General features: G+C 33.6%; 13 protein-coding genes. 6 read left to right on the plus strand and 7 right to left on the minus strand.

The genetic code is table 11. The features are described from left to right. Positions 1-3: 3 nt before the first annotated feature. The 4 genes from NTX22_03765 to NTX22_03780 all read right to left on the minus strand — a co-directional run bounded on the left by NTX22_03765 (position 4) and on the right by NTX22_03780 (position 3,901). On the minus strand, positions 4-684 hold the full coding sequence (locus NTX22_03765; GenBank protein MCX6149625.1) for an SGNH/GDSL hydrolase family protein: 681 nt from the start codon (positions 682-684) through the stop codon (positions 4-6). A gap of 195 nt (positions 685-879) precedes the next feature. Further along, entirely contained in the window at positions 880-1,326 is a 447-nt protein-coding gene (locus tag NTX22_03770; protein MCX6149626.1) for a YhcH/YjgK/YiaL family protein, read from the minus strand. A gap of 218 nt (positions 1,327-1,544) precedes the next feature. Beyond that, complete coding sequence (gene gltA, locus NTX22_03775) at positions 1,545-2,969, minus strand: NADPH-dependent glutamate synthase (protein MCX6149627.1); 1,425 nt, start codon at positions 2,967-2,969, stop codon at positions 1,545-1,547. A gap of 53 nt (positions 2,970-3,022) precedes the next feature. Continuing rightward, the gene (locus tag NTX22_03780; GenBank protein ID MCX6149628.1) at positions 3,023-3,901 is read right to left on the minus strand and encodes a sulfide/dihydroorotate dehydrogenase-like FAD/NAD-binding protein; all 879 of its coding nucleotides are present in this window, start codon (positions 3,899-3,901) and stop codon (positions 3,023-3,025) included. A 396-nt stretch (positions 3,902-4,297) separates the two neighbouring features. Here NTX22_03780 and NTX22_03785 point away from each other — a divergent pair, with 396 nt between their 5' ends. Next, entirely contained in the window at positions 4,298-5,884 is a 1,587-nt protein-coding gene (locus tag NTX22_03785) for a DASS family sodium-coupled anion symporter (GenBank protein MCX6149629.1), read from the plus strand. A gap of 162 nt (positions 5,885-6,046) precedes the next feature. Here NTX22_03785 and NTX22_03790 read toward each other — a convergent pair whose 3' ends face one another. From NTX22_03790 to NTX22_03800, 3 genes are all read right to left on the minus strand, one after another. After that, positions 6,047-7,453 (minus strand): pitrilysin family protein, encoded by a 1,407-nt coding sequence (locus NTX22_03790; GenBank protein MCX6149630.1) that lies wholly within the window; start codon positions 7,451-7,453, stop codon positions 6,047-6,049. After that, a complete protein-coding gene (locus tag NTX22_03795) occupies positions 7,454-8,740 on the minus strand; it encodes a pitrilysin family protein (protein ID MCX6149631.1) in 1,287 nt (428 codons plus the stop codon). It lies immediately after the preceding gene. 378 nt (positions 8,741-9,118) lie between these two features. Further along, a complete protein-coding gene (locus tag NTX22_03800; protein ID MCX6149632.1) occupies positions 9,119-10,354 on the minus strand; it encodes an ectonucleotide pyrophosphatase/phosphodiesterase in 1,236 nt (411 codons plus the stop codon). Positions 10,355-10,635: 281 nt separating this feature from the next. Here NTX22_03800 and NTX22_03805 point away from each other — a divergent pair, with 281 nt between their 5' ends. The 5 genes from NTX22_03805 to NTX22_03825 all read left to right on the plus strand — a co-directional run bounded on the left by NTX22_03805 (position 10,636) and on the right by NTX22_03825 (position 16,734). Further along, positions 10,636-13,797 carry a carboxypeptidase regulatory-like domain-containing protein gene (locus tag NTX22_03805; protein ID MCX6149633.1) on the plus strand — a complete coding sequence of 1,054 codons (3,162 nt, stop codon included), beginning with the start codon at positions 10,636-10,638 and terminating at the stop codon, positions 13,795-13,797. Positions 13,798-14,037: 240 nt separating this feature from the next. Beyond that, a complete protein-coding gene (locus NTX22_03810; protein ID MCX6149634.1) occupies positions 14,038-14,544 on the plus strand; it encodes an HAD hydrolase family protein in 507 nt (168 codons plus the stop codon). 14 nt (positions 14,545-14,558) lie between these two features. Then, positions 14,559-15,992 (plus strand): transglutaminase domain-containing protein, encoded by a 1,434-nt coding sequence (locus NTX22_03815; GenBank protein ID MCX6149635.1) that lies wholly within the window; start codon positions 14,559-14,561, stop codon positions 15,990-15,992. 62 nt (positions 15,993-16,054) lie between these two features. Next, the gene (locus NTX22_03820; GenBank protein ID MCX6149636.1) at positions 16,055-16,444 is read left to right on the plus strand and encodes a HEPN domain-containing protein; all 390 of its coding nucleotides are present in this window, start codon (positions 16,055-16,057) and stop codon (positions 16,442-16,444) included. Beyond that, positions 16,423-16,734 carry a nucleotidyltransferase domain-containing protein gene (locus NTX22_03825; protein ID MCX6149637.1) on the plus strand — a complete coding sequence of 104 codons (312 nt, stop codon included), beginning with the start codon at positions 16,423-16,425 and terminating at the stop codon, positions 16,732-16,734. The genes NTX22_03820 and NTX22_03825 overlap by 22 nt, the downstream gene beginning before the upstream one ends. The last annotated feature ends 285 nt before the right edge of the window (positions 16,735-17,019 follow it).

The following is a 17,019-nucleotide window of genomic DNA, read 5'->3' on the forward strand; positions in this document are numbered from 1 at the left end:
TATTTATTTCACCAATACCTTCATCATTTCTAAGGCAACAAATTTATTTCCATCTGCGCTTAAATGTACACCATCGTAAGTAAGTATTCCTTCATGAAGCTGCTTTGGATTGTGAATTACTTCGTATTGAATAAATTCTTCTCTAAGATCGCATAAAGTTGTGTTGGTTTCTTTAGCTACTTTTCTGCTAATGTCAGAATATTCATTTAGCATTTTATCCAGCTTATTTAAGCTGTCCGATCTTTCTCCAACAACACTTGGAGTGCATAAAATAACTCTTGCACCATTCTCGATTATTTTGCTAATTAAAAATTTCAATCCTTCTTCATATTTATCTTTTGTTGTTCCGCCAATCCCCAGATCGAAATGCCAAACATCATTTATACCGATATAAATAAAAACAATTGTTGGTTTCTTAGAAAGAACATCTTTACCTAATCGTGCAATTAAATCTGTTACCTTATTTCCGCTAATACCGGCGCCTATAATCTCAATTCCTAATTCCTTGTATTTAAAAGCAATTGAATCGCGAATGATGGTAATGTAACCTCCGGGATTGACACCAAGCTGAGTAATCGAATCGCCAAAGAAAATTATTCTATCATTTTTTTTAAGTGAAATTGAAAATGCAGCCATTGTAAAAAGTAAAATGATGATTGATAAGATGAGTTTTTTTAATTTCATTTCAGTAAAAAATTGTTTTGAAAAATTGTTGATCGAAAAATAAAAGTAATTTTTATAAATCACTAATTTGATGTCATATGAAAGACGTCAAACGAGAGATGCAATATGGGACAGGGATTATGGAATTTTATTATCCCGTTTCCGTTTGACGTCTGACATTTCACATTTGATAACTCCTAGGAAAAAAGTAAACGATTAAAGCGCAACCTTAAGAACAGCTTTATGAACAAAGTCATCTGCAACCATTGGAGAATGTGCATCTTCGGGAAAAAATATTGCAAATGTGCCTGGTTTAAGAGTTAACCAGTTTACCGGCGTGTCAGAATATAAACCCATGTCGCTTGTTTCATCATAACTTCTTTCAAGTTGATGGCAGTCTAAAACCGATTTCCATCCAATAGTTTCTGTTCCGTTCAGAACAATTTGAATATCAACGTAATTCCGATGAAATTCCAATTTAGATTCTTCTTTCTTTCTACCTTTTTTATTAGAAACCATACAATAAACATTTTTCTTATCGACTTCGTAGGAACCTGCTTCCATTTCTATCAGTTCATTATTAACTACATATTCGAATGCAGTTGCAAAACCCGGATGCAATCGGTAATACTTATAAGCATTTTTAATTTTATCAATTATCATAATCCCTCCAATGATTTGTTTGTACTGTATTTATAATAACATGGTAATTCTAAAATTCAATTGATAGAAATCAAGTCCAGAGTAAATTCATTTGCTGAGAATAAGACAAATGAATTTTTATGTTATCATATCTTAAAAATTTCCTATTGATTTTAAACTTCAATCAGAAATTAGAAATGAGTAATCAGGAATTAGAAATCACAATTCCCAAAATACAATCACCATTGAATTGAATTTAATAAGTAGTTGTTTATAGATGCAGCAGCTTTTCTTCCAGCTCCCATTGCAAGAATAACAGTTGCTCCGCCGGTTACAATATCACCACCTGCAAATACTCCTTTTTTAGATGTCCGCATTGAGTCTTCACTAACAAGAATGTTTCCCCATTTATTAAATTCAAGGTCAGGTGTTGTTTTCTGAATTATAGGATTAGAGCCATTACCAATGGCTACAATAGCCATTTCAATATCAATAAAATGTTCTGAACCTTTGATTGGAATTGGTCTTCTTCTTCCGGAAGCATCAGGTTCACCCAATTCCATTTTTTGTAGCTTAACCTTTTTAAGCCATCCATTTTCGCCAACAAACTCAATTGGATTTTCAAGAAATAAAAATTCAATCCCTTCATCTTCAGCATGATGGATTTCTTCCTGGCGTGCAGGTAATTCTGCTTTTGAACGGCGGTAAATTATGTAAGCGTTTGCAGCTCCAAGCCGCTTTGATGTTCTGACCGCATCCATGGCAGTATTGCCGCCGCCAAAGACTGCAATGTTTTTATCTTTGCAATCGAAAATGGGAGTATCGAAATCAGGGAACTTGTAAGCCTTCATCAAATTAACTCTCGTAAGAAATTCGTTTGATGAATAAACACCGTTCAAATTCTCTCCCGGTATATTCATAAAGTAGGGGAGCCCGGCACCAACAGCTATGAAAACTGCATCGTATCCATTCGCAAGAAGTTCATCCACTGTATCTGTAAATCCAATTACTGCATTAGTCTGGAAATCAACTCCAAGTTTTCGGAGTGATTCAACTTCTGCCTTAACAATTTCTTTTGGTAAACGGAATTCCGGAATGCCGTAAACCAGTACACCACCAAGTTCATGCAATGCTTCAAAGACTGTAACATCATGACCCATCTGGATTAAATCACCAGCACAGCTTAATCCTGATGGACCACTGCCAACGATAGCGACTTTATTACCTGTCCTTGGCTTAAGCTGAGGTGCTCTTATTCCTACTTGCTCTCTTTCGTAATCAGCAACAAATCTTTCTAATCTTCCAATTGCAACGGATTCTCCTTTTTTGCCTACAACGCAAACGGCTTCACATTGTTCTTCCTGTGGACAAACTCTACCGCAAACTGCTGGAAGAGCATTATCTTCTTTAATTTTTGCCGCAGCGCCAAGATAATTTCCATCTTCAACAAGCTGAATGAAATCCCGGATTTTTACGCCAACGGGACATCCACTAATACATGATGGTTTTGGGCATTGAATACATCGCATTGCCTCAAGCTTTGCCAATTCTTCTGTATAACCCAAATTAACTTCTTTAAAGTTATGGCTTCTTTGTTCAGCATTTTGTTCAGGCATTTTTTGCCTGGGAATTTTCATTCTATCTTTTTTCGAAATTTCTTCCATATGCGATTCTTTATAAATAATACATTATATATATAATTTTTCTTAACACAATTTTATTTCTCATTCACTGGTAAAGGTCCCGCTGAGCGAGATGGGGATAGGCTTTCTAATTTACATTGATGTTTTTCACTTGCAATCTTTTCAAATCCAAGATATGATTTATTTCTTTGGATTAATAAATCAAAATCAACTTTATGTGCATCGAACTCTGGACCATCAACACAAACAAAAACTGTTTTATTATCAACTGTAGCACGGCAACCACCGCACATTCCTGTTCCATCAACCATAATTGGATTTAAGCTTACAACTGTTTTAATTCCAAAAGGTCGTGTAACTTCCGCTATAGCTTTCATCATTGGAATGGGACCAATGGCAAGCACAAAATCAATTTTCCTTCCTTCATCAATTAACGCTTTAAGTTTTTGAGTTACAAATCCATGAAAGCCATAACTGCCATCATCTGTAGTTGGATATACTTCATCGCAAATCATTTTCATTTCATCTTCAAGCATTACCAGCTCTTTAGTTCTTCCCCCAATAATTCCGATAGTGTAGTTGCCCGCCTGTTTTAATGCTACAGCAGTTGGAAAAGCAATTGCAGTTCCTACACCCCCACCGATGCTGACTGCTGTTCCAAATTTTTCTATGTGGGAAGGTTTACCGAGCGGACCAACTACATCCATTATAAATTCATTGCTTTCCAATCTATTAAGTTCTTTGGTAGTTTTTCCAATCCCCTGAACTATAATTGTAATTGTACCATTTGAATTATTTGAATCTGCAATTGTTAGTGGAATTCTTTCCCCGCCTTCTTTTATGCGGATTATTACGAATTGACCTGCTTTTCGTTTTGCTGCAATCTTTGGCGCTTCGATAACAAATTTTTTAATGTCAGGTGAAAGGAACTCGGCAGATAATATTTTATACATAGTTTACTTATGGATATTATAAAAACGTGGTGCTAATATAATTATTAAAAATAAAAATCAATAGTGTAAATATTATTGATTTTAGCTTAATAGTCTTCAGTTCCACTCTGTAAAAAATTATTTATACTAAAAAGAAAGTGGTTTTAGTAAAATGGATATATAGGAATAGAGGTATAAGGGAATAGGGGTATATAGGCATTATTCACGTTTTATACCTCTATACCTTTATAACTTCTATACCCAACATCTCTATTAAATATAAATCACCTAAAAGAATCTAAAACTAATTTATTTCAGGTATGATTAAATGTTTTAGTGATTAAATCGATTCATTCAAGTTGATTTTGTCAGGTTAAATAATTATTTAGCAAACAACTTTATAAAAATTGATGACCAATGAAGTTCAAACATTCAGATTCAGGAAGTCCATTTGAAAATTACAGGCAGATAGTTGGATTCTTTTTAGGTCCAGCTCTTTTTCTTTTTATTATTCTAATCCCAACACCAGAAAGTTTTATTGCAATTGCCAAGAAAGCGTTGAATGTTACTGAAGCAACTGCAGAAGTTTTAAATGTTGCTTACTCATCCAAAGTAGTGCTTGCATTGCTACTTCTTATGATTGTTTGGTGGATTACTGAAACAATCCCAATTCCTGTTACTTCATTATTACCAGGAATTATACTTCCAATTTTTCATGTTACTGGATTAGTTGGTGGTAAAGCGTTTATTTTCGATTCTAAAAATATTTTTATGAATTATGCCAATCCAGTTATCTTTCTTTTTCTTGGGGGTTTTCTTCTTGCCGCCGCAATGCAAAAAGTTGGTTTAGATAGAAGATTTGTTTTGTACATTTTAACCAGGGGAAAGCTGGCTAACAATACAAAATTGATCGTACTGGCATTTATTTCTATTACTGCTTTTATTTCAATGTGGGTTTCGAATACTGCAACAGCAGCAATGCTACTTCCACTTGGACTTGGTATTTTATCGCAAGTTGGAATTAAGGGATCTGATTCTAATTTTGGAAAATCTTTAATGCTGGGAATTGCTTGGGGAGCATCGATTGGTGGAGTTGGAACAATCATCGGAACACCACCAAATGGAATTTGTGTTTCTATTTTAAGCAGCACTGGATTAGCTAAAATAAACTTTATAGATTGGATGAAATTCGGCATTCCATATGTTTTTATTTTTGTACCGGTTGCATGGTTCATTTTAACAAAACTTTTTCCACCGGAAATTAAAGCAATTCTTGGTGGAAGAGAAATGTTAGTTGAAGAAAGAAAAAAACTTGGGAAGTTAAGCAAAGAAGAAAAATTAACTATAATTGTTTTTGCTATAGCTGTGTTTCTCTGGATATCAAATCCATTCTGGGATTTTATATTACCAGTTTCAATCGTACAAAAGCTAAGTACTTTTGATGAATTTGTTGTTGCGTTGTTTGCTGCAATTCTTTTGTTTGTTATTCCAGTTGATCTGAAGAAACAGAAATTTGTTCTTACCTGGTCAGATGCAAAATTTGTTGATTGGGGAACTCTACTTTTATTCGGTGGTGGTATTGCACTTTCTGATGCAATGTTTAAAACCGGTTTGGCAAGTTGGATTGCTACCTCTTTTGTTGATTTCATCGGAACTCCTTCGCCTGTAATACTTTTATTTTTAATTGTACTGATGATCGATCTTCTTTCAGAAGTAACTTCTAACACTGCTGTTGTTACAATGATGATTCCGATAATGATCTCAATTGCCAAAGGGATTGGTGCAGATCCGATTACTCTTTCTATCGGTACCGCTTTAGCCGGATCGCTTGGATTTATGCTGCCGGTTGCTACACCTCCAAATGCTTTAGTTTATGGAACAGGTTATATTAAAATTAAGGATATGGTTAAAGGTGGTTTTCTATTGGATATTTCCGGTTGGCTGATTGTAATTTTTGTAATTTATGTTTTCGCGTATAAGATATTTGGAATAGTATCTTTCTGAGAGATGCTGAATTCTTATCTTACATAAAAGTTAAAGTTCAGTCTTAATCTTGCTCTTACTCTTCATCTTAATATACTTTAAAATTTAAAAGAAGAGTAGGAGTAAGAGCAGGATCAAGAATCTTTTAATAAGAACCTCGTTGGATTAGCTAATTCCTAAAATTTAAGTCTCAATTAGAAATTTCGTTCGCTGTTTCCCATCATCATCAATCCTGTTACCGTCTGCGTCAACTTCAATTATTTCACCCAAATTCAAATCCTTAAGTTGATTTTGCAAAATATTTTTATCACCGACAATAACTATCACCAATTCATTTTCAAAAATGTTTTCATTGGCAGAAAGAATTGCTTCTTCCAAAGAAACTTTAGTAATGTTTTCAATATATGTATTGAAGTAATCATCGGGCAGAGAATGGATTACTTTGTTGGTTAAGTTTCTTGCAACATGTCCGTATGTTTCAAACAGCGATGGATATTTCCGGATGATAGAAGCTTTGGCAAGTTCCAGTTCAACTAAACTTATTTGTTCTTTTATTCCTTTCAATTCTTTAAGAATTTCCTTTACTGCGTCTGAAGTGTTTTGGTTATTTACAGAAGTGCTTACAGAAAAATGAGCAGCATCCTTGTTGTAATTAAAAGATGAATGAGCACCGTAAGTGTAACCTTTCTTTTCCCGCAGGTTAATGTTAATCCTGCTTGTAAATTGACCACCGAGAATCATATTCATAATTTGCTTTGAAAAATAATCTTCGCTTTTTCTAGGAGAAGAGATTTGTCCAATTCTAATTTCGCTTTGTGCTGCTGCATCTTTATGAACAAAATATATTTTTGTTGCTGTCTTTACAGAAGGAATAATTTTAAATGAAGTGAGGGGAGAAGTTCTCCAACCGTTTAAATATTCATGAAGTTCTTTTTGAAGTTCAAATTTTTCAATATTTCCAACAACAACCAAAGTAGAATTATTGGGAATAATGAATGCTTGATAGAATTTTTTTAAATCATCATTTTCAATTTTCTCCACAGTATCATTAAAACCACTTTCAGGAAAAGAATATGGATTTTCTTCACCATATAACATTTTTTCAAAAACTGTAGAAGCAACATAGGAAGGTTCATCTTTTGATTGAAGTATTCTTACAATCGTTTTTCTTTTCTCACGTTGGAAATCATTTTCATCTAAACGCGGATTTATGATTACATCTGCAAACAGTTTCATCGAACGTGGTAAATTTTCTGTAAGAGTTAACAGCGAAACGTAAATGGAATCCTGGTCCGAAAAAACCTGTAGAACAGAGCCGAGCAATTCAATTTCATTATTTAATTGAAGAGAGTCGTATTCTCCGGCACCTTCATCAAGCATTGCTGCAAGCAAGTTAGACAATCCCTTTTTATCTGCTGGATCATATTTGCTTCCAGCTTCAACAACAAGGTTCATTTGTATTATTGGAAGAGTTTCTTTTCTAACAAATAAAATCTTTAATCCGTTTTCAAGTTCAAATTTTTCTATCTCTGGTAGATGGAAAGTAATCTCTTTTACAGGTGATGGTTTTATTGTTCTAAATTGGTTCATTTAAATTCCTTCAGATTCAGATGAAATTTTCGGTACTACTTTTAACTCAACATAAGGTTTAAGTAAATATTCTTTTGCAACATTTTTTATTTCCTCACGGGTAACCTGGTTGTATCTGTCCAAATCCTGCCGGAAGGAATCTGGTTCGTTCAAAAAGAAATTGTATTCGTTTATTCTATCAACAAGGTTTTCCAGATTTTGCATTGAATAGATGAATGAAGATTTAATCCCATTTTTTGATCTTGTCAATTCTGAATCAGTAATTCCTTCAGCAATTAGTTTGTTTATTTCAATAAAAATTTCTTCTTTAAGTTTATCAAGCGAAATTCCCGGTTTGGCAGTGGCAACAATTATAAAGCTGCCGCTTAACTTTGCTGAGTATTGATAAACTGAAATTTGCTGTGCAATTTCTTTTTCAAAGACAAGACTCTTGTGAATTCGTGCATTCTTAGAACCGCCGAGAACATCAGCAAGAATTTCTAATCCCGTATCATCTTTTGAGAAGGCGATTGCCGAATGCCATGCTAAATATAAGCGTGGAAGTTGAACATTATCTTCGTGCATGATTGAAATGTTTTTTCCAAGGTTAGCGATTGGCATTTTGATATCCGGTAATTCATTCCCTTTAGGAATTGAACCAAAGTAAAGCTCGATTAATCTTTTTGCTTCATCAATGTCAAACTCACCACCAACAACCAGTGTGGAATTATTTGGTGAATAATAGTTCCGGAAAAAGTTTTCAACATCTACCAATTTCATACTTAAAATATCTTTCATCCATCCTATTGTTGGCGCGTGGTAGGGATGATCGTTAGGATAAAGGTTGGAAAACAAAATTTCCCATGCTAAACCATAAGGCGCATTATCGTAACGCTGAAGTCTTTCATTTTTAACAACATCAATCTGGTTTGTTAATTTTTCCTGATCCAATGAAGGCAATAGAAATCCCATTCTGTCGGATTCAAGCCATAAGGCAAGCTCTAAAAAATTTGAGGGAACTGTTTCATAATAGTTTGTTCTATCCAGGCTTGTTGAACCATTCAAGTTTCCGCCGGCTTCCTGAATGTATTGGAAGTGCATTTGTTTTGGAATATTCTGCGATCCTTGAAACATCATATGCTCAAATAAATGAGCAAATCCGGTTTTTCCATTTGGTTCATTTGCCGAACCGACATGATACCAGAGATTAACAGCTATAAGCGGAAGATTTTTATCCTGAAAAAGAATTACTTCCAATCCATTTGCCAGTTTATATTTTTCGTACTCGATTTTAAGAATGTCCTTCATTTTGCTTTCGTTAGATTATTAAATAAAAATATGGAGTTCAATATACCTGATAACAGTTATTTTAAGCAAGAAGTTTAATCTTAATTTCAACTTTATTTGGTTAGTGATTAAATTAAATGTTATGTGATAAAAATTGTTCAATTGCTAAATTGCATAACTGTTTGCAACAATTTATCTTTGGCTTTAGCAATTCGACAGTGTGTAATAATTCATGAATTAGCTAATTATTTTTTAGATCGGGTTTTGAATAGTTCTGTATTAGGAGCAATCATGACTGAAATAATTCCAGTTGAGCTAATCGAAAAGAAAATTTTGTTGATACGAAATCAGAAATTTCACCTTTTTTTGTAAAAATCTAAAGGAATAAATTAATACTTTTTACTTCAACAAAAATTCAATCCTTTCTAACTTACCATCAATATTTTGTCTTGGATATACATCGAAAATTTTACAAAGCAAAGGATAGATATCTATATTCCAGATTGTGCCGGTTTGGTAACCCGATTTAAAATCTGGACCAATTGCATAGAAAATACCATGCATATCTGTGTTGTTATTATCGTAACCATGGTTTCCACCAACAGATTTTTTTTCCATCCAGGATGCGGATTTATTATCAACCAGAGACCAACCAATATCGGCAATAACAATGATGGAAGAAATAAAAGGATGGGAAGAAAAATGATAATATTCCGGCATCTCTTCCTTTTTATAAACTTTATAATGATCTTCCTTTTCTTTCAGATTTCTATACGTTACTTCTAAGTTTTCTTTGGATGGTTCAATCATCATTACCGGACCATCTCCCTGGATTTTATTTCCTTGTCCGATAATGTTTTCTATATTAACAACCCTGGAATTGCTTATATCAGTCATTCCATGATCTGAAAGTATTATTACATCCGTACTATCAAGCATATTTATTTTTTTTAGTTGTGTAAAAAGAAATCCCACAATGCTATCAAGGTGCTGAATAGCAATATTAACCTGGGTAGATGTTGTCCCAAATTTATGTCCTTTCGAATCTGTTTCATCAAAGTACAAAGTTATAAAATGAGGACGTTCATTATAAGGAAGTTTAAGCCAATTTATAACTCCATCAACTCTTTTATTGTAATTTCTTTTATGTTCATAGGTTTCAAAGTAAGTAGGGTGCCGGTAAGACAATTTCATTTCTGAACCGGGCCAAAAGTAGCTGGCTGTTTTTATTCCTTGTCTTTCTGCAGTTTCCCAAAAAGGTTCACCCAAGTACCATCTTGCATTAGTAACTGCGCTTGTATCGCCAATTGAATACTCTTCATTTCTGAATGGATCTTCAAATTCATTTTGAATTATTCCATGATTTTGAGGATACATACCTGTAATTATTGAAAGATGATTTGGAAAAGTTTTTGAGGGGAACGAAGGACGAAGAGATAATGCAGAAACGCCATTCTTTTTTATAAAATCTAAATTCGGAGTCAGATTTCTGTTTGTATAATCCCACCGAAATCCATCAAATGAGACTAAAATTAAATAAGGTTTACTTTTGGCAGAAGATAAATCATTACAAACAAATACAAATAATACAATCCAAAGCAGAAAAATAGTTCTATCAAATTTTCTAATATTCATAATTATCACTCAAATTTTAATTCTTTTTTTTAAAAGGATATTGGCGAATGAAAAATAACAAAAATTTAACTTTACTTTTATAATTTTTGCCTCTAATTTACCCAAGCAATTCTAAACAATTAATGGACTTGAGAAATATATTTTGGCTAAAAGTTATTTTATTTTCAGTTCATCTAACGAGAAAAGACTATTCATATCTCGGGATATTTCTATCAGTTTTAATAATTTGGAAAAATCATTTTTCACAAAACTTATATCATTAACTAAATAAGGAGAGGTATATGAGTATGGTTACAAGAAAGATTTCATTAGTTATATTCCTGTTGTTTTTAATTAGTTGCATTGCATATGGGCAGGGATTAACAACTGCCGCTATGAATGGCGTTATTGCTGATAAGGATGGTAATTCTTTAGCTGGGGCAACAGTTGTGGCACAGCATGTTCCTTCTGGTACACAATTCGGAACCACAACTCGATTAAATGGTTCATGGAATTTACTAAACCTTCGTGTTGGTGGTCCTTATGCACTTAAGGTTTCTTTTGTCGGTTATAAAACTCAGACTATTGAAAACATTGATCTTAAACTTGGACAAAATCTTAGAGTCGATTTTACGCTTGCAGAAGAAGCGGTTCAACTTAGTGGTGTAAGTGTTACAGCAGAAAGGAACGCAATTCTTAGTACATCACGAACTGGTGCATCTACTAACATTGATTTAGGTCAGATCAAAGCATTCCCAACTATTTCAAGAAGTTTCTCAGATTATGCTAAGTTCACACCACAAGTTTCTGGAAGTGGTAATTCAGAAAGAGGAGGATATGCTGCAGGAAGAAATAACCGTTATAATAATATTCAGATTGATGGTACACAATACAATGATTTATTTGGATTAGGAACCACTGGTGCACCTGGAGGACAGGCTTTTACTAACCCAATTAGTTTGGATGCAATCCAGGAATTTCAGGTTGTTATTGCTCCTTACGATGTTAGGTACGGAGGTTTTACTGGTGGAGGTGTAAACGCAATCACGCGAGCTGGCACTAACAATTTTAGTGGTTCCGCATATTATTTTGGAAGAAATCAGAACTTTGTTGGTATTAGTCCCGATGCTTTACGCGCAAAATTAAGCAAGTTCACAGAATATCAAACTGGTTTTAGAATTGGTGGACCTATATTAAAAGACAAAATGTTTTTCTTTTTAAATGGTGAATTAACTAAACGCAACTCACCTACTTCACAAATATCATTAACACAAAGTTCTGTAAAAAATGCTGAAACATTAGCAATTGATTTTGCAAATATTCTAAAGAATCAATATGGATATAATCCTGGAAGTTACAGCGATATGACTTTGGAAAGACCATCTGGTAAATTATTCGCACGGTTAGATTTTAATATTTCTGATAATCATAAATTAACTTTGCGCGATAATTATGTTAATGCTTCGGATGATATTACTGGTTTAAGCATTACTAATCTTATATTCTCCAGCAGAAACTATAAATTTAAAAGTACAACCAATTCTGCTGCTGCACAGTTGATGAGCACTTTCGGTAACAACATGTCTAATGAGTTTATTGTTGGGTATACTACAATCCGCGATAAACGTGAAATACCTGGCAGCCCATTTCCTCAAATAGATGTAAGACAGTTTTCCAATCTTACCTTATCTGCCGGTACTGAACAATTTTCGGGCGCAAATAAATTAAATCAGGATATTATTGAAATTACAGATAACTTTTCCTATCTGTGGGGCAACCATGTTTTTACAATTGGTACTCACAATGAATTTTTCAAATTCTTTAACTTATTTGTTCGTAATTACTATGGCTACTATGTTTTTGACAACCTGGATAGCTTGAGAAATGGACATCCAACAAGTTATGAACATTCATATTCACCTACGGGTGATCCTGAACCGGCTGCAAAATTTAATGCAGTACAATTAGGCGGTTATATTCAGGATGAATGGAGAGTTTCACCTAATTTAAAATTAACACTTGGTGTTAGGGTAGATGTTCCTTCCTTCCCGGATAAACCAGCAACAAATGATTCTGTTGCAAAATATTTTGGTTCTCTGGGATATGGAACGGACATTGTTCCTAAATCAAAATTATTGTTCTCGCCACGCGTCGGATTTAATTACGATGTTATGGGAGACCGCTCAACATTATTACGTGGTGGCGTTGGAATATTTACTGGACGAATTCCTTACGTTTGGATTTCAAACCAATATGGTAACACAGGTATTCTGTTAAATGAAACTACTGGCGATAAAACTACTCCGTTTATAACCGATGTAACTAAGATACCCGTGGCTGGTTCGAAGGGTGTTAGTGCAAGCAAAAGAGCGGAAATCAATTTGTCAGATCCAGATTTGAAAATGCCTCAATTGCTAAGATTTAACTTAGGATTTGATAAACAGCTTCCGTTTGATTTTGTTGGAACTGTGGAGTTATTATATTCCAAATCAATTAATGATATGATTTATCAGGATGCTAATATTGGAAAGGCAACTGGTAATTTATACGATGGAAGACCGATATATACAAAACCAGTTAGTTCAGCAAACTTTACTAGAGTTATGGTAATTAAGAATACAAGCAAAGGTTACCAATATAGCTTATCTGTACAATTACAGAGACAAGGATTTAAGGATGGAGTATATGCTAACGTAGGCTATACATATGGAAGAGCTTTCGATCAGAATAGTGTTGTATCCAGTCAGGCTCGTTCACAATACAGATTCAATCCAATTGATGGCGACCCTAATGACCCTAAATTAACCAGATCTAATTTTGAAGTTAGACATCGTCTTTTTGTTGCTCTTTCATACATAGCACAGTTTGCAGAGAATTGGAATACAACATTCTCTTTATTCATTAATGGTCAATCGGGACGTCCATTTGCTTATACTTATTCAGGTGATATTAATAAAGACGGACATGATGGAAATGATCTTATCTATATTCCAAAAGACAAAAATGATATATACTTAGGTTCTATTGATAAAACCACTAAGGCTTTTGTATCTGCAAGCGCTTCTAATTATGATGCTTTGGACAGATACATTGGAAGAGATGATTATTTGAAAGATCACCGTGGGGAAATTGCTGAGCGCAATAGTAATGTTGAACCTTGGTTTACCGAAGTAGATTTAAGAATCGCTCAGAATATTCCAATATTTGCAAGTCATAGTTTTGAATTGACTCTTGATTTATTAAATGTTCTTAACTTGCTAAATCCGGATCAATGGGGATGGGTAAAAACAGTTAATTATACTGATAATCTTATAACTTATGTCGGTGATGGAAAGGTAAATGCTGGAACTCCACAAGAAAAAACTGTTCAAGTATTTAGTTTTAAAGATAAACCAAATCCATATCAGAAAGACAATATTCTTTCCCGCTGGCAAATGCAGTTGGGTATCCGATATTCTTTCTAAACTTTATTCTTTTCTCAATTCTAAAGCCCCTGGAATAATCCCGGGGCTTTTTAATTATAAAAATTAAATTCTCAAAAAACATATTGAATTAATAAATCAAACAATTATTTTCCATCATCCATCATCCATCATCCATCATCCATCATCCATCATCCATCACCCATCACCCATCACCCATCAACGCATTTTTCATTTACTATTTCTTTTTGTAGTTTAGCAACAACATTTGGAGAATTTTCATTGATCGATAATATCATATCCTTAAAAGAAAAAATTAAAAAGATAAAACTGATAATTACAGATATAGACGGCGTGTGGACCGATGGCGGTTTATACTACACAACAGACGGCTTAGTAATGAAAAGATTCCAGGTGAAAGATGGAATGGCAGTAAACCTTCTTAAAGAAAAAGGAATTGAAATTGCTATTGTAAGTGGAGATGCTTCTGAGATTGGTATAGTGAGAGGACAAAAATTAAAGATAGATCTGCTTTATAAAAATGTATTGGATAAGAAAAAGGTTTTAGACGAAATTTGTCAATTAAGAAATTTGAAATACGAGAATATTGCATATATCGGTGATGATGTAAATGATCTGGAGGCGCTAAAAGTTGTTTCAATATCAGCGGCACCTTCTGATGCAGTTAAAGAAGTGCTGTCAGAAGTTGATTATGTTTCTTCCAGGAAAGGTGGTGAAGGCGCATTTAGGGACTTTGCTGATTTAATTATCTCCAATCTTGATAAATAATATTGAGGAATAAAATGAAAAAATATCTGTTAATCATTGTTTATTTATTGTCAGGATGTTTGTCAGCTCAAACCAAATTTGAAAGTATTAATAAAGAAATATTTGCGGGCAATTTTACAAACGCAACTAAAATGATTGATTCAGTTATTGCAAACACTGCTTCGCTTAATTCCCTTGAAAAGTATGATTTAGAATTTGAGAAGGATAAGATGAACAGAGTCCGTTTGGATTTTAATAAAACTAAAGATGATGTTATTCCATACATTAAAAAATACTATCCAGAAGTAAATGAAACTATGCTGGAGAAATGGGAAAAAGATAAATCACTTGAATGCAAAATAATTGATGGACAGAAAAAATATTTTGCTCGGGCGGCTTCAAATCTTTTTTTAATCAATAAGGAAGCTAAGCTGCAGAAAGAAAAAGTAAATGGTAAAACGGTTGACAAATTGGATGAATTTTTACTAAAACATATTCCGGAAATTATTGATCAGTCAACCAAACTTAATAAACAAATTGTTGTACCTATTAAAATGCGAATCAAATATTCTCTTACCGTTCTTCCAAACACTGTTCCCGATGGTGAAATTATCAGATGTTGGTTACCTTTTCCGCGTGAAGGGAGTAAAAGACAAACAGAAATAAAATTGATTTCCATTAATGAAGATAATTATATAGTTGCCGATAATAAAAATCTTCAAAGAACTGTTTATTTAGAGAAGAAAGTAGAAAAAGATCAACCAACAACTTTTCTAATGGAATTGGAATATACCTGCTCCTCTGAATGGTTAAATATTGATCCTCTAAAATTAAAATCTTACGATATCAATTCTGAACTCTATAATAATTTTACAGAAGAACGTCCACCACATATTGTTTTTACAGATGAAATAAAGAACCTATCAAAAAAAATAGTTGGAGACGAATCTAATCCATTTCTTAAAGCAAGAAAAATTTTCGAATGGATTAACGACACCAAACCATGGGCAAGTGCAAGAGAATATTCTACTATCGAGAACATTTCTGATTATTGTTTAGCAAATTGTCATGGCGATTGCGGAATTAAAACTTTGTTATTCATGACGTTAGCTCGTTACAATGGAATTCCAACACATTGGCAGAGCGGTTGGATGATGCATCCACCAGAAGTAAACCTGCACGATTGGTGCGAAGCTTACTTTGAAGGTTATGGTTGGATTCCAGTTGATCAATCTTTTGGATTGCAGAATTCTGATGATCCAAAAGTAAAATATTTTTATTTGGGTGGAATGGATTCGTATCGCTTAATTGTTAATGATGAATATTCTCAACCATTATTCCCGGCTAAAATTTATCCTCGCAGCGAAACTGTAGATTTCCAGCGCGGAGAAGTTGAATGGCGTGGTGGCAATCTTTACTTTGATAAATGGGATTATCATATGGAAGTGGAGTATTTAGAAAATTTGTAAAAATAATCCGGACCAGTTCTTTATTAAGAAATAGTTATATTACCAATAAAAAATAAGCTTAAATGGAAAAGCAGGAAATCATTAAATATTGGATAGAAACCTCTGAGAACGATTTAAAATCTTCATCCACTATTTTTGAATCTGGTAAATATGACTGGACTCTATTTATTGCTCATCTTGCATTAGAAAAATTATTGAAAGCTTACTGGGTAAAAAATAACAATACACTAATTCCACCCAAAACACATAATCTGGCAAAAATTGCAGTTGATGCTAAGCTCAATTTAACAGACGAGGAGAAAATCTTTTTACTGGAAGTTAACGAATTTAATATTGAAACTCGTTATCCCGATTATAAGTTTGAATTTTATAAAAAATGCACGAGAGAATTTACGGAGAACTATTTGCAAAAAATTAAAGAGTTTTACAAATGTATTCGCAAGAAAATATAAATCAGATAATAAAAAAGTTGATAGAATTCATTTCTGAAGAATTGGAAATCAAAGGTGTTTACCTCTTTGGTTCATATGCCAACGGGAATCCTGAAGATTATAGCGATATTGATTTAGCAATTATATCTGATGATTTTGATGGCGATCGTTTTTCTGATAGAAAAAGACTTAACAAGTTCATTATTAAAACATCTCTCGATATTGAAATACATCCATTCAAGACCAAAGACTTTTCAACTGATAATCCTTTTGTTACGGAAATCATTAGAACAGGGAAGAAAATTGTTTAAACTCATTAAGTTGAGTGGCGTGGTGGCAATCTTTACTTTGATAAATGGGATTATCATATGGAAGTGGAGTATTTAACTGACGACAAAAAGTAATTCTCTGAATCGGGGAATGGACGAAACGGAGAAGCGGTAACTTGGAGATCCATGAAATTTCATTTGTCCTAGAGTTTCCCAATCTCCCCATCACCGATTCTCCCGCTCTCCGATTCACACAATTATTTGACAATGCTACCATAAACTTCCCTTGACTTTCATCTCCTAAAATTATAATATTAGTGGGCAAAT

This window comes from Ignavibacteriales bacterium (genome assembly GCA_026390815.1).
Classification (GTDB): Bacteria; Bacteroidota; Ignavibacteria; order Ignavibacteriales; family SURF-24; genus JAPLFH01.

Excerpts from the sequence above, each read along its gene's own strand:
- NTX22_03765 (MCX6149625.1), bottom strand. The coding sequence starts at position 684 with ATGAAATTAAAAAAACTCATCTTATCAATCATCATTTTACTTTTTACA.
- NTX22_03770 (MCX6149626.1), bottom strand. The coding sequence starts at position 1,326 with ATGATAATTGATAAAATTAAAAATGCTTATAAGTATTACCGATTGCAT.
- gltA (MCX6149627.1), bottom strand. The coding sequence starts at position 2,969 with ATGGAAGAAATTTCGAAAAAAGATAGAATGAAAATTCCCAGGCAAAAA.
- NTX22_03780 (MCX6149628.1), bottom strand. The coding sequence starts at position 3,901 with ATGTATAAAATATTATCTGCCGAGTTCCTTTCACCTGACATTAAAAAA.
- NTX22_03785 (MCX6149629.1), top strand. The coding sequence starts at position 4,298 with ATGAAGTTCAAACATTCAGATTCAGGAAGTCCATTTGAAAATTACAGG.
- NTX22_03790 (MCX6149630.1), bottom strand. The coding sequence starts at position 7,453 with ATGAACCAATTTAGAACAATAAAACCATCACCTGTAAAAGAGATTACT.
- NTX22_03795 (MCX6149631.1), bottom strand. The coding sequence starts at position 8,740 with ATGAAGGACATTCTTAAAATCGAGTACGAAAAATATAAACTGGCAAAT.
- NTX22_03800 (MCX6149632.1), bottom strand. The coding sequence starts at position 10,354 with ATGAATATTAGAAAATTTGATAGAACTATTTTTCTGCTTTGGATTGTA.
- NTX22_03805 (MCX6149633.1), top strand. The coding sequence starts at position 10,636 with ATGAGTATGGTTACAAGAAAGATTTCATTAGTTATATTCCTGTTGTTT.
- NTX22_03815 (MCX6149635.1), top strand. The coding sequence starts at position 14,559 with ATGAAAAAATATCTGTTAATCATTGTTTATTTATTGTCAGGATGTTTG.
- NTX22_03820 (MCX6149636.1), top strand. The coding sequence starts at position 16,055 with ATGGAAAAGCAGGAAATCATTAAATATTGGATAGAAACCTCTGAGAAC.
- NTX22_03825 (MCX6149637.1), top strand. The coding sequence starts at position 16,423 with ATGTATTCGCAAGAAAATATAAATCAGATAATAAAAAAGTTGATAGAA.